At 33.9% G+C, this 13,985-nt stretch carries 13 protein-coding genes and 1 pseudogene; 5 read left to right on the top strand and 9 right to left on the bottom strand.

All coding sequences use genetic code 11. From position 1 onward, the window contains the following. Positions 1-21: 21 nt before the first annotated feature. From EKL99_RS00270 to EKL99_RS00260, 3 genes are read right to left on the bottom strand one after another with little or no spacing between them, the layout of a single operon-like run. Positions 22-735 (bottom strand): ThiF family adenylyltransferase, encoded by a 714-nt coding sequence (locus tag EKL99_RS00270; protein ID WP_126576168.1) that lies wholly within the window; start codon positions 733-735, stop codon positions 22-24. Between the two features lie 17 nt (positions 736-752). After that, entirely contained in the window at positions 753-1,418 is a 666-nt protein-coding gene (locus EKL99_RS00265; protein WP_126576167.1) for a TatD family hydrolase, read from the bottom strand. After that, on the bottom strand, positions 1,418-2,020 hold the full coding sequence (locus tag EKL99_RS00260; RefSeq protein ID WP_126576166.1) for a DUF1684 domain-containing protein: 603 nt from the start codon (positions 2,018-2,020) through the stop codon (positions 1,418-1,420). The genes EKL99_RS00265 and EKL99_RS00260 overlap by 1 nt, the downstream gene beginning before the upstream one ends. 94 nt (positions 2,021-2,114) lie before the next feature. Between EKL99_RS00260 and EKL99_RS00255 the strand changes: the two genes are divergently transcribed. From EKL99_RS00255 to EKL99_RS00240, 4 genes are all read left to right on the top strand, one after another. Further along, entirely contained in the window at positions 2,115-3,332 is a 1,218-nt protein-coding gene (locus EKL99_RS00255; RefSeq protein WP_126576165.1) for an MFS transporter, read from the top strand. A gap of 283 nt (positions 3,333-3,615) precedes the next feature. Continuing rightward, positions 3,616-3,984, top strand: coding sequence for a BlaI/MecI/CopY family transcriptional regulator (locus EKL99_RS00250; RefSeq protein ID WP_126459340.1), 369 nt, complete (start codon positions 3,616-3,618; stop codon positions 3,982-3,984). Positions 3,985-4,007: 23 nt separating this feature from the next. Further along, positions 4,008-5,825 carry a M56 family metallopeptidase gene (locus tag EKL99_RS00245; protein WP_126576164.1) on the top strand — a complete coding sequence of 606 codons (1,818 nt, stop codon included), beginning with the start codon at positions 4,008-4,010 and terminating at the stop codon, positions 5,823-5,825. A 76-nt stretch (positions 5,826-5,901) separates the two neighbouring features. After that, entirely contained in the window at positions 5,902-6,042 is a 141-nt protein-coding gene (locus EKL99_RS00240) for an SsrA-binding protein (protein ID WP_091170625.1), read from the top strand. On the opposite strand, the pseudogene EKL99_RS14485 reads toward EKL99_RS00240, so the two are convergent. Together EKL99_RS14485 and EKL99_RS00230 are read right to left on the bottom strand one after the other, a co-directional pair. Then, positions 6,039-6,218: pseudogene (locus EKL99_RS14485) on the bottom strand (adenine phosphoribosyltransferase); the annotation flags it as partial. The gene EKL99_RS00240 and the pseudogene EKL99_RS14485 sit on opposite strands and share 4 nt — an antisense overlap. 91 nt (positions 6,219-6,309) lie before the next feature. Beyond that, positions 6,310-7,305 (bottom strand): phytanoyl-CoA dioxygenase family protein, encoded by a 996-nt coding sequence (locus EKL99_RS00230; protein WP_126553393.1) that lies wholly within the window; start codon positions 7,303-7,305, stop codon positions 6,310-6,312. A gap of 155 nt (positions 7,306-7,460) precedes the next feature. On the opposite strand from EKL99_RS00230, the gene EKL99_RS00225 reads away from it, so the two are divergent. Continuing rightward, a complete protein-coding gene (locus tag EKL99_RS00225) occupies positions 7,461-8,297 on the top strand; it encodes an AraC family transcriptional regulator (protein WP_126459331.1) in 837 nt (278 codons plus the stop codon). A gap of 44 nt (positions 8,298-8,341) precedes the next feature. Here EKL99_RS00225 and EKL99_RS00220 read toward each other — a convergent pair whose 3' ends face one another. The 4 genes from EKL99_RS00220 to EKL99_RS00205 form a co-directional block, all read right to left on the bottom strand. Further along, entirely contained in the window at positions 8,342-9,997 is a 1,656-nt protein-coding gene (locus EKL99_RS00220) for a M1 family metallopeptidase (RefSeq protein WP_126576163.1), read from the bottom strand. A 59-nt stretch (positions 9,998-10,056) separates the two neighbouring features. Further along, complete coding sequence (locus EKL99_RS00215; protein WP_126563699.1) at positions 10,057-11,103, bottom strand: alkaline phosphatase D family protein; 1,047 nt, start codon at positions 11,101-11,103, stop codon at positions 10,057-10,059. A 146-nt stretch (positions 11,104-11,249) separates the two neighbouring features. Next, on the bottom strand, positions 11,250-12,464 hold the full coding sequence (locus tag EKL99_RS00210) for an acetyl-CoA carboxylase biotin carboxylase subunit family protein (RefSeq protein WP_126576162.1): 1,215 nt from the start codon (positions 12,462-12,464) through the stop codon (positions 11,250-11,252). A gap of 3 nt (positions 12,465-12,467) precedes the next feature. Then, positions 12,468-13,901, bottom strand: a complete 1,434-nt coding sequence (locus EKL99_RS00205) for a M17 family metallopeptidase (protein WP_126576161.1) — start codon at positions 13,899-13,901, stop codon at positions 12,468-12,470. Positions 13,902-13,985: the final 84 nt, after the last annotated feature.

Genomic DNA, 13,985 nt, shown 5'->3' with positions numbered 1-13,985 from the left:
TAAAAAACTGAATTCTAACCACTATTTCTTAAGTAAATAGCGAATCACGGTTTCTGCAGCGTACAAACCAAATAATCCAGGCATGTAACTATTGGTTCCATAAAATGATTTTTTGAAATTGGATCCATCCGTCATTTTTAAACTCGTTTCATCTTGAATTTCCGACGAAAAAACCACTTTCAGTTTATCAATTTTAAATTCTTTCAATCGTCTTCGAATGGTTTTGGCAAAATAACAATTCACGGTATTGGTAATATCAGTCACTTTCACTTTTGAAGCTTCCATTTTCCCACCTGCGCCCATACTACTGATGATTTTTACTCTTTTTCGTTTGGCTCCAATAATCAAATTCAGCTTTGGCGTCACACTGTCAATGCAATCCAAAACAAAATCAAATTCCTCCGATACAATTTCGAAAGCACGCTCTGGCGAAAGAAATTCCTGTACACGCGTCAATTTTAATTCTGGATTAATGTCCATTAATCGATCCCCAACAACAGTAATTTTTGGTTGTCCTACAGTTGAATGTAAAGCAGGCAATTGTCGGTTTATATTGGTAATATCAACTACGTCACCATCAACAATAGTCATCGTTCCCACTCCTGCTCTTACCAAAAATTCGGCCGCAAAAGAACCAACACCACCCAATCCTACAACCAATATATTTGCCTTTTTTAAATTATCTAAACCTTCTTTTTTGAATAAAAGTTCGGCTCTCTCTGTCCATTCTGCCATTGTTTTTTGTTTAAAGTTTAATGTTTTTGAAAAATTCTTAAATCAAAAACTTCATTATAATTACTATTCACAAGTTCCTGTATTTCTTCCAGCGAAATTCCTCTGTATTTTGCTGCCAATTCATAAACTGCTTCAATCCCTTCATCCACCGTATCTGTTTCCAAAAAAAATCGATTATCAGGAACGCTTTTAAAAACAGCTTCTAGGTCCTGATTTAGCAATAAATATTTCCCAAACGAAATATAAAATCCATTGTTCACTAATTGTTTAGCGACTTGGGCATTTTTGGAAAACCCATGAATCAGCATTGGAACTGAAATATTCAATTTTTTCGTAATTGCAATCACTTCCTGAAAAGCAGCGACACAGTGTATTACCACTGGTTTTTGATAGTGCTGCGCCAAAAGCAATTGCTTTTCGAAAACCAACTGTTGCAATTCCATTGAAACTTCGATGCGTTTGTCCAACCCACATTCGCCCACAGCGAGACAATTTGCTTCTTGTAATTTACTTTCGATAATTGCCAAGTCAGCTTCTATTCGCTCTTCAATAATAAACCACGGATGAATCCCGATGGAATAATACGGAATTGTTGCGTCAAATTCCTGTGGATATTGATTCACTAATTCCAACACATTGGGTTGATTCGTATCTTTATGTGTATGCAGATTAAAGAAATCCATTAGTTGTGAAATTTTTTAACTCCCGCTTTTATCTCGATATTCAAATCATTTTCCAATGGTACTATTGGACAGGAATATGTAAAATTATACGCGCAATACGGATTGTATGACGTGTTAAAGTCAATCACAATAGCATCTCCTTTTGGGATTTTCAAATCAATGTATTTCCCGCCAATGTAACTTTCGTTTCCTGAAGTCAGATCTGAAAACGGTAAAAATAAATAGTCTTTATATTCCTCTTTTTTTGAGAGCTCCATATTCTTGTACACATTCAGTTTCAAATCCCGACCGTCAATTGTAAAAGAAAGCTCCCCATATTTTACATACAATGGTTTCCTGTCTGTTGACGTTTTCATTTCAAAAGGCTTCTCTTTTTTTGTTCTTACTAACTTAGCGACCACATAAAAAGTTTCGTTTGCAGGATAAAAATCAAGTGTTTTGAATTCCGCTAAATCTTTCGGAGTCAACGGACTTGTCTTTGCATCGGCATATTCTGAATTTAATTCCTTTTGAAATTTGGCTACAGCCGAAACGTCAAATTTATATTGGCCAAAGCCTAAATTCAATTGAACCAAAAGAAATAAAGTAAATAGCGTTCTCATGTTCTTATTTTTATGCAAAAATAGTTTAAAAGTTACTAGGACACAAAGGCGCATCGGTACAAAGTTTTCTACCTTTGCAAAATATAACAAATACATGTTTCAAACTGCTTTTCAACGCTACATTAATAATTTCAAAGGCTTTACCAGAGAAATTTGGATTCTAACGCTCGTCACTTTTATAAATCGCGCCGGTACGATGGTTTTGCCTTTTTTATCTAAGTATTTAAAAGAAGATTTGAATTTATCCTACGCACAAGTGGGATGGATTATGGTTGCTTTTGGTTTTGGTTCTATGCTGGGATCTTGGCTTGGTGGCAAATTATCCGATAAAATAGGCTTTTATAAAATCATGGTTTTCAGTTTATTCACCAGCGGAATCCTTTTGTTTTTTGTACAATACATTCGGACCTTCTGGGGATTGTGCATTGGAATGTTTGTCATAATGACCGTTGCTGATATGTTTCGTCCCGCCATGTTTGTCTCCTTGGCGACTTATGCTAAACCTGAAAATCGTACCAGAGCACTGACTTTAGTTCGGTTAGCGGTAAATTTAGGCTTCACAGCTGGACCCGCTTTAGGTGGTTTAATCATTATGAATTTAGGTTACAGCGGATTATTCTGGGTGGATGGAAGTTCGTGTATTGTATCTATTTTAATTTTCACCCTACTGGTAAAAGAACGCAAAAAACCTATCGATTTAGCCTCCGCCAATATCGAAACTGAGATACCAGCCTCTGTTTTCAAAGACAGAATATTCTGGATCTTCCTTTTTGTTTGTTTCATAACAGCCATGCTTTTCTTTCAACTTTTCACCACTTTACCCTTATATCATAATGAAAAATTTGGATTAACCGAGTTTCAAAGTGGACTTTTATTGTCTTTAAACGGACTGTTAATTTTCTTTCTGGAAATGCCAATTGTAAGTTTCACTCAAAGAAAAGGCATCAGTATACTCAAAATTATTCTTTGGGGCGCATTGCTAATGTCATTGAGTTTTTATGTTTTACTCATCAATATGTGGGCTGGAATACTAATTGTTAGTATTCTTTTTATCACTTTTGGCGAAATGTTCATCTTCCCTTTCTCCAATTCATTTGCGTTGAGCCGGGCTCCAAAAGGGCATGAAGGCCGCTACATGGCTTTGTTTACCATGAGCTTCAGCTTAGCACACATTGCGAGTTCTAAGACAGGACTAGAAATCATAGCCGCTTTTGACTACCAAGCTAACTGGTTTGTCATGGGAAGTTTAGGTATTTTAGCAGTGGTAGGTTGTATCTGGCTGCAAAAACTCGTTCAAAAAGAACACAATTAATTCCATTATCATTCTTTGGGCGTGACCCTATAAAAAAAAGGGGCTTATCAACAAAATCGTTATTAGCCCCTTTTCTTTATAGCGTCGGGTTATACGCGCTACTTCGGTAGCTAGCTTCTACCCCTCACGCAGTCTCCTTGTGATGATAACATTTTTGATTAAAAGGATAATTAATTTCCAAAAAACTGCAAAAACACGTTAAAACTAAAAAAATAGTTAAAAAACTACATTTATAGTTTGATAACTAAAAAAATAGTTGTAGGTTTGGTTTAAATAAAAAATTATGCAAAAGTTAACCAACAAAGAAGAGGAAATCATGCACATTTTATGGAAGCTCAAAAAAGCATTCGTAAAAGAAGTCCTTGCAGAAATCACAGAAGATCAACCCCATTATAACACACTTTCAACCATTGTGCGCAATCTGGAAGAAAAAGGATTTGTGTCACACAATGCCTTTGGAAACACACACCAATACTTTCCTATTATAAGTTTAGAAGATTATAGAAAACGATTCATGAATACTGCTATTGATAATTATTTCAACAGCTCATATAAAAATATGGTATCGCATTTTGCCAAAGAAGAGAAAATATCTGCAGCTGAATTACGGGAAATTTTGGCTATGATTGAAAGTCATAAAGAGGAAATATAAACTTTAGATTAACAATATTAATTATGGAAGTATTTTATATTTATCTCATCAAATCCAGCGGATTAATTGCCTTGTTTTATTTGGCGTATCATTTTATGTTGCGAAAAGAAACCTTTTTCACAAGCAATCGTTGGTTTTTGTTATTGGGATTATTCACTTCCATTCTTTTGCCGTTAGTTGTTTTTACTAAAACAATATGGGTAGAACCTACTCCTGTAAATTATGATTGGTCATCATTGCCCATAAGTACAATTATTGATGAAGACCACACGCAAGAATATATTTATCTGGCATTAGCAGTGCTGTACTGCATTGGCACATTATGCCTTTTCACTAAATTTGGTTTTGAATTTTACAGTTTACAAAAAATAGTAAAAGGAAAAACCATAAAACGTCAAGCGAATTTTAAATTTATAGACTTAAAAGACAACCTCGCTCCTTTCTCTTATTTTAATACTATCGTTTACAATTCGTCCTTGTACAGCAGCTCTGAACTAGAAAACATTTTAGAACACGAAAAAGTTCATAGTGAGCAAAATCATACTGTTGATGTATTAATTTCAAGATTGTTTTGTATTGTGTTTTGGTTTAATCCATTCATTTGGTTTTATAAAAAAGCAATTATCCAAAACTTGGAATTCATTGCTGACAGCGAAGCCACGAAAAAGATATCCGACAAAAAAGCGTATCAGTTCACACTTTTAAAAATAACAACACACGAGAATTGTGTTGCCATTACAAATCATTTTTATCAATCATTAATCAAAAAACGAATCGTTATGTTAAACAAAAATCAATCAAAAAAATCGAATTCTTGGAAGTACGCAGTCGTTATTCCTGCTTTAGTAGCATTTGTATTTTTATTTCAAATTGATGTAATTGCTCAGGAGAAAGTAAAAGAAGAAACCGTCAAAGTAGAATCAAAACATCCAGTTACTGCTGCTTTAGAAATCCAGCAAGAAAAGGATAGTATTAAAAAAGCTAAAGTACTTATAGTCAGTAGTTCTAAAAATGACAGTATTGATAAAAATACAGAGATTTTTATCGATGGAAAAAAAGTAAGTAAAGAAGAATTAGATAGAACGAATCCTAATGACATAACTACGATGGATGTTGTTAAGGAGAATAACAAATCTATAATTAGAATTGTAACAAAAGGTAAAACAGCAAAAAGTACAAATATTTTTAATTCTAATACACAAGTAACGGATTTAAGATTAGAAAATGTGAATCCCAATAGTTTAAAAATTCTTCAAAAACCAAAAACCACGTATACGGTTACAAAGATAACGACAGAAAAAAATGGTATTCCTGACGATGCAGAATATTTTATTGACGGAAAAAAAGTAAGCCCACTAGAGGCTGAAAGCATGAATCCAAATTATATTAGCTCAGTAAATATTCAAAAAGATGGTACTTCAGCTAAGAATTCAATCCGTATTATTACTAAAAGTTATTTAGATGGTAAAGAGATGATACCTGAGCCACCAACACCACCTGCTGCACCAACTTTTAAATCTAAAGCTGCAAAAGGCGACCCTGTTAAAAAGGATAATAAAGGTTGGGAGATCAATTTTGGAACATTTGCGCCAGAAGACAATATTAAGAGAATTCAAAATGATAAGAATGTAAACTATAAAGAAGCAGTTATAGTTATTAATGGAAAAATTAGTGATTATCAAGCTTTGGATAAATTAAAGCCAGAGGATATTTTTTCAGTAGGTGCACAAAAACCATCAAATGGACCCGAAAGCACAAAACAGAATGCGTTAAAAAAATATGGAGAAAAAGCATTAAATGGAATTATTGAAATTGAAACAAAAGAATTTCAAAAAAAATAAAATCCTCATAAAAACCCAGAAAGACGGTCCAGATCAAGATCGTCTTTTTTTATATCTTTACACCAAACAAAATGATATGTATAAAATCCTAGCCCAAATTAACAAAGTTATTTTACCTAGTTTCACCAAACAGCGATTGGATTTGGCTAAAGCCAAGAAATGGCAAATGGCAATTATTGGTTTTAGATATTACGTAACCACACGTGCGCTGGATTAATACGTAATTGCGGCAAAAATTTCATTTCCTTTGATTTTTGCCCTTCCATTTAAGAAAGCTAATTCCATTAGGAAATTGCATTGTACAATTTCTCTATCCAATCTTTTGACCAATTCACAAACTACTTTTGCCGTTCCTTCGGTGGCCAAAACATCATCGTGAATCAGAATTCGGTCTTCTGAAATTGGAAATTATGTCAGCCAATAATAAAATTATTTATAGCAAGAGACTTTTTAAATTACGATAAAAACATAGTCTACTTTATTGTTACCACTTCTCTGCTCCCAATAATTTTTTTCCCAATTCACTAAGCGCTGCCGTTTTATATTTGGTTTGTTCCCATTTACGGGGATCTCCAGGAAAGGCATATCCTTCAGGTGCAATTCTGTCTTTCCAGGAATTCACTCTCCATTGACGTAGTTCTTCATTTTCTTCTTCCGCTGGCATCATAGAAATATATTGTGCCATTCTCACTTTATCTTTTGTAATATTGGGGCGAATGCCATGCGGTTGTGAACTGTTAAAAATCAATAAATCTCCTGCTTCCATTTTTACTTTTACAAATTTGCCTTCAAATTCAGAGGTATCCGGTTGAAATCGATTTCTATCTTCCGGTTGTGTCAGTTTCCAAGTATCATAATTTCGATATAAATCAGGAATACATTGAAATCCTCCCATATTTTCATCCATTTGGTCTGCCAAAGCGAGAACTCCTTGTACGTTTTGAGGTTTTGTTTCAGGATCATAATCCCAATGTATAAATCCTTTGAAATCAAAATCCGGACGGACTGGTAAATTTAGATTTGCTCGGTCAATGGTTACCCATAATTTTTCCGTTCCCCAAATATCTACAAATGCATCGTATACTTTTTTCATTTGTCGATTATCCCATTGGTATTGATGATTGTACACTTCAACCATACCGCTATTGGTAAGTTCTTTCATTTGCATTTCGGCTCTTGGTGGCGCATACCAAGTTTCTGGGTCATTTTGATTTTTCTCTTCAAATTCCCACAGGAAATCGGCCATTTTTTTAGCGTTTTCTTTCGGAACAGCATTTTTTATTACAATATACCCGTTTTCAATCCAAAACTTCCAATCGGCTTCAGTAAGCAAACGCAGAGGTTTACCATTAGAGCGATCATTTAATTTTGTTGTGCTGGATTTTGCTGTCGATGGATTTCCCGGAATATCTTTGTGGGCATTGTTATGTGCCATTGTGGGAACCATTGTGGGAACCATTGATTGCTTATTCTTTTCCATAATTATCTATTTCGTGTTATTACTATTCCAAAATTAGAAAAAGTGAACCTTAATTACTTTCACAAAATGTACTGCTATTTGTACAATATTGATTTATTTTAGTAACTTTAGACAAGTATATGTATTATATTGAACAATTATAGCAGTAACGAGGTATGAAAATAGTTTTTGAGGATATAAAAAGATTAGCCGGTAGTTCCTTTAGAATATTGGTCAATCCAAAATTGAATAATTTTTATTATTGGCATTTTCATCCTGAATTTGAATTGACTTTCATTGTAGCACCAAATGGAACACGACGCGTAGGTGACCATATTGGGGATTTTGAAGGAAGTGATTTGGTTTTTATAGGTTCTAATATTCCGCATTTGAATTTTGATTATGGAATTAAAACCGAATATGAAAAAGTAGTTTTACAGATAAAAGAAGATTTTTTCAAAAATGACTTTATCACCACTCCTGAACTAGCTTTCATTAATCAATTATTTGAGAACTCTAAAAAGGTGGTTTGTTTTCATGGAGCTGTAAAAGATGAAATTGGCAAAAGGCTTCAAAAAATTCATCTTTTATCACATTTTGAACAATTTATAGAAGTACTGTCCATATTTCAGATTTTAGCAACAGCAAATGAAAAGACACTATTACACGATAAACCATTTGAGAATCTGTACAATAACAAAGAACAAGTGCGATTAAAAGTAGTATATAAATTTATAGAAGAAAACTACCAAAGGGCTGTTTCTATTGAAGAAATCTCTCGTTTGACTCATTTATCCAAAGCCGCTTTTTGTCGTTATTTTAAAAAAATGACCCGATTGACTTTTACTGAATTTTTAAATCAGTATCGAATAGAACAAGCTAAAATACTTTTAAAAACTGATAAAAATGCAACAGAAACGTGCTTTGAGTGTGGTTTTGAAAGTCTGTCATATTTTAATAGAATTTTCAAAAAAGTAGTGGGTGAAAATCCGATACAGTTTAAGAAAAGATAAAAAAAGGTATGTTTCCTAAATTTCAGAAACATACCTTTTGTAATTTATTCCGTAATATTAAAACTGGCTACATAAAAGTTTTTATCTATTTCCAATTTTGAATTTTCAGTATTTACAGAAACACGTTGCCATTCTGTCTCTGGTTGTAGCAATTCTTCATTGCCATTCAGCGTTACTTTAACAGGCATGTTAAAACCTGACACACAATTTGTCCAGCGATATCCTAATTGATTATCCTTGAAAAAATATTCTACTGTAGGAATTCTGGTATCTCTTAAATACTGATTAAAAAAGGTAGCTAAATCGATTCCAACTTGCTGACTTAAATAATCTTCAATTTGTTTAGTCGATACCGTTTGATGGTAAAAAGTACTGTTCAAACCTCTTAATATTTTTCTCCATTTTTCATCATCATTTACAATTTGGCGTAAAGTATGTAGCATATTCCCTCCTTTTGGATACATATCACCAGATCCTTCTTTGTTTACACCATAGTTTCCTATAATCGGCTTATCATTGTTTATTCCCTTTCTGGTCCCTCGGATATATTCAAATCCAGCTTCTTTCCCATAATAATATTCTACAAAAAGGCTTTCAGAATAGTTTGTAAAACTCTCATGAATCCACATATCAGCAATATCTTTGTACGTAATATTATTGGCGAACCATTCATGTCCGGATTCATGGATAATGATAAAATCAAATTTTAATCCCCAACCCGTTCCGCTTAAATCCCTTCCTAAATAACCATTTTTAAATTTATTTCCGTAGGTCACTGAACTTTGATGTTCCATTCCTAAATACGGAGCTTCAACTAACTTGTAACTGTCTTCATAAAAAGGATATGGTCCAAACCAGTGCTCAAAAGCTTTCAACATCTTTGGAACATCCTGAAATTGTTTTTTGGCTTTCGCCAAATTGTCTCTCAAAACATAATAGGTACAGTCTAAATCGCCTTTTTCTCCCTTATATTTTTCTGAAAACGAAACATAATCTCCTATATTTATGTTTACACCATAATTATTGATAGGATTTGAGACATACCAATTATAGGTTTTGGTTCCGTCCTTTAATTGCTTAACACTGATCAGACGACCGTTAGATACATTTGTCAAATTTTCAGGAACATTTACACTGATCAGCATATTTTCCACTTCGTCATACATGTGATCTTTGTTTGGCCACCAAACACTCGCACCCAATCCCTGACAAGAAGAAGCAATAAAAGAATTCCCATTAGCATCTTTTTTCCAAGTAATTCCTCCATCCCATGGCGGATTTACAGCAACTTTAGGTTTGCCTCCGTAAAAAACAGTCAACTTTTTTATGGCTCCTTTTGTTTGAGATGCAATCAATTCAATAAAAAATGCATTTCCTTCTCTTCTATATTTTAAAGCTACTCCATCCTGAATGACTTTATAAATTTCCATAGGATTTTGCAAATCAATTTGCATACTATTGTATTCCTGAACGACTTGATATTTTATTGTATTGGAACCTGAAATAGTACTGTCAGCAGGATTTACTTTAATATCAAGATAGTACTGTTTTACATCCCACCACGCTCTTTCTTTGGTGATGCTGCCGCGCAAAGTATCTTGTCTGGTAAATATTTCCTCTTTTTTTTCCAAAAGTCCTTGCGCATTTACACCATTAAAAATAAGGAAAGAGATCAAAATAAGACTGAATTGTTTTTGCATGGTGAATTTACTTTAGACAAAAATAAACTTTAAAACTCTATAATTAAACTTCCTGGAATTTATTTTCCAGGATAGATTTGGACATATTCTTGCAACAGCGTATTTTCTTTTCCACGAATTTCCATGATCACCTTATTGTTTTCAAAATCAAACTTCAGCAACCCAAAATTAATATCTTTGATCACTTCTCCTTTTACATAAGGATTTTCTTCGCCAGAAAAAGAAGCATAGGTATGGGTTAGTCCACTCGAAGTAAAATCGACTAAAGGATACGACAATCCGCGAACTTTTTTGGAAGAAAAAGTAGCAATATGGCGGTCACCAGAAATTATAAAGGTACCTTTTGCTTTCGTTGAAACAATCAATTGCTCTAGTTTTTCAATTTCATGGGGAAAATTTCCCCAAGCTTCAAAACCGTGTTTATTTGATAAAAATTGAATGCTGCTGACAATAACATTAAATTGTGCCTCAGAAGTTTGAAGTTCATTTTCCAACCATTTCCATTGTGCATTTCCTAACACCGTTCCTTCACCTGCTGTATTAGGTTGAAAACGTTTTTTTAAATCGGTGGCTTTAGTCAGTGCCGTTCTAAAAAAGCGAGAGTCCAATACAATGACTTTTATTTTATTTTCATTTACCTCAATAGTTTTAGCAGTATAAACTCCGTCTCTTTTTCGCTCAGAAGCGTTCTTTGAAGTGCCTAAAAAATCCAATAATAACTGTTGGCTTTTTCTTTTAAAGGGATATTCTTCCCCAGCGTCATTTGCTCCATAATCGTGATCATCCCAAGTTCCTAAAACTATTTTATCTTTAATAAAAGTTAGATAATCCGCGTCTTGTTTTTGAATTTCATAATTATTTTTAAGAAACTGCATATCTTCTGTATCCGAGTACACATTATCACCTCCCCAAATCCAAACGGAAGGATGATTTTTGTCTATCGCTGGCCAAAGTTCATTTTTAATCTTTTGATTGTCGCAGGAACCAAAAGCAATCGTAAAGTAAGTGTTTTGAGTAGGTTTATTAGTTTCAAGTACCTGTTGTGTATTCTGAATTTTACAACTAATAAGGGCAAAAAAGCTAAAAATAAAAAGTATTTTTTTCATGTGAAGGTATTATAAAATCTATTTAATTTAGAAAAATTTGTTGCTAAGGTATACTAATATGCTCAATTGAACTTTAAGTAAAGTTTAATAAAAAAGCGACTATCCAATTAAAATAGTCGCTTTTTTATTAGATTAAAACACAAAAACTAATGCAGGTGGGTTACTTTGCTTTGTTCTACTACAGCAGTAAAATCATTGGCTAAACGTTTGCCATACTCCTCTAGCAATTCTAAAATTCTTTCTTGATTATCTGATTTGACAATAAGTCCTGCATGATATTCTAAGGGTATTCTAAAGCAAACTTCCGGATCTGAAAACGAAGATAAATTAGGATGCTGGAATTTTGTTAAAGTCAAAACGATTCCGGCATATCCTTTTTTTACTTTTGGTAAACTGTACTTCGTTCCTTTGACCAAAGCGTCTTCAATTGCCGCCCACTCTTTCCATAAATTAATATTCGAAGCTTCAGCAACCATTTCGGCCAAATGCGCTCCTCCTACTCGTGAAGAAGTTTCCAAGAAATAAATCTGTCCATCTTCATTACTTTTGATGAACTCTGTATGAGCGGCTCCATGTTTCAACCCAAAACCTTTCATCACTTGTTCATTTATTTTTTTTATCTCGATATCATCCTCTGATTTGTATTTACTATTTGCCGAACGGAAAACGCCGCCACCTTGAGATATTTCCATTGGTGTAGCTAAATATCTAGAAGTCAAACTGAAGATTACTTTGCTATCCGAAATCAAACTGTCACAATGATACACATCACCAGGTTTGAATTGTTCCAATAGATATTTGAATCTGTTATTCCCCATTTCATTAATATGGATCCACAAACGCTCTTTGTCCTCTATTTTTATAATTCCTGTTGCAGAAGCTTCGGAACGTGGTTTCAAAACCCATGGAGCAGGAATAGCATCTGCAAAAGTATTGATGTCATGGTCATTAAACAAAGAACAAAAAGCAGGAATAGAAATTCCACAACTTTTGGCTCTCATTCGCATCGCTAATTTATCTCTAAAATAACGTCCCGTAGTTTGTCCCATCCCATCAATACGGAGGTTTTCCCTTAGATACGTGGCTTTTTCTACATCATAATCGTCTAACGCAACAATGGCATCTACTTTAGTAGTTTTCATAAAATTACCAACACCTAATAACAGATGTTCTAAATTCCAATCGACATCTTGGCCTTCCATATAAAAAATCTCATCAATATGTTCGTGTGGCCATGGCTTGTCTCTGAGTTTTTCGCTTGTCACTAAATAGACTTTGTTGCCTAATTTTTTTAAATTAATTAAAAAATCGGCACCTTTGAAATAATTTGAAATACAAAGAAAGGTTTTAGCGTTTTCCATAGGTTATAAATTTTCTATGAATTTAGTTAATAAATGAACACCATACGCTGTTGCATGCTTACTTTTAGCAAATTCATCCTCACCAAATGCCACTCCAGCTACATCAAGGTGCGCCCAAGCGTTGTGTTCTTGGGTGAAATATTCTAAAAATTTGGCGGCACTTATGGCTCCGGCAACTGGTTTTCCGCTATAATTTTTCACATCGGCAATATCACTTTCTATGTCTGATTTGTAAACATCCCAAAGCGGTAAAGGCCACAAACGCTCTCCTATTGCATCTCCGTTTTCTTGCAATTTCTTAGCCATTTCTGCATTGTTGGTAAACAAAGCACCACATTCATACCCAAAAGTACCCACGCTGCTTCCAGTAAGTGTGGCGATATCCACAATATATTCCGGTTTGAAATTTTTAATCAAATACGATAATCCATCGGCTAAAATGAGTCTGCCTTCTGCATCAGTATCAATTATTTCTATTGAATGTCCACTGTAACTGTGAATTACATCACTAGGTAAAAAGGACTTGCTGTCAACCGAGTTTTCGGCACAAGGAACAATAGCAGTTACTTTGACTGGCAATTGTAAATCGGCTATAAGTTGCATCGCCCCAAATACTGCCGCACCACCAGCCATATCACACTTCATGTGGACCATTCCTGCCGTTTTTATATTTAATCCACCAGTATCAAAGGTGATTCCTTTCCCCACCAATCCAACATGTTTTAGGTGTTTTACTTCAACAACAGGAGTATACTTCATAATGATAAATTGAGGTTCATTCTCGCTTCCTTTTCCTACTGCTAAAAAAGCGCCAAGACCTGCAATTTTAGAAGCTTCATAACCGAGAACTTCTACGTCAAACCCATATTTCTGCCCAGTCTCTTTAGCCCAATTCGACAAGTATTTTGGATTAATTGTATTCGGAGGCAAATCGACTAAATCATAGGTTGCTAGTTGCGCTTTGGCAATTTTAATTCCTTTTTTGGCTGTAGCCAAATGCTCTTTTTCAGATAATAAACTCAAGCTAAAATCTGGTTCTAAAAAAGGATGTACACTTTTCTCCGATTTAAAATGACCTAAATCATACGTTCCCAAAAACAATCCTGAAATCATAGCTTCAGCCTGATCCTCAGTAAATTGTTCAGGTATAACTAAAGCTACACTCAAACTTAAATTTTCTTTTTGTTTCGATGAAATACGGCGAAAAATAGTTTTTAACGATTTATAATCTATCGTTTTTCCCAAGCCAATAAAAACATACGTATTATCATTTTTTTCGGCCAAATAGTGTGTGTCTTTTTTACCAAAAAAAACTTTGGAAGCAATTTCCAATCCATTAAATGTAATGGGAACAATACTTTTTGAATAGGTTTCAAAAACCGGAATTAAAATTGTACCTGAAAAATCATCTGAATTTGTTATTGTACTTGTTCTCATTTATTCTTTTTTTATGGCTGTTGTTATTGGATGAAATTCAACATTAATGTCGTTTTTTTATCTATACTCTGTAATAGACGCGAT

It is taken from the genome of Flavobacterium sp. ZB4P23, from assembly GCF_003970375.1.
Classification (GTDB): domain Bacteria; phylum Bacteroidota; class Bacteroidia; order Flavobacteriales; family Flavobacteriaceae; genus Flavobacterium.
The sequence above is the reverse complement of the archived record's forward strand: the minus strand, read 5'-3'. Positions and strand labels throughout refer to the sequence as shown.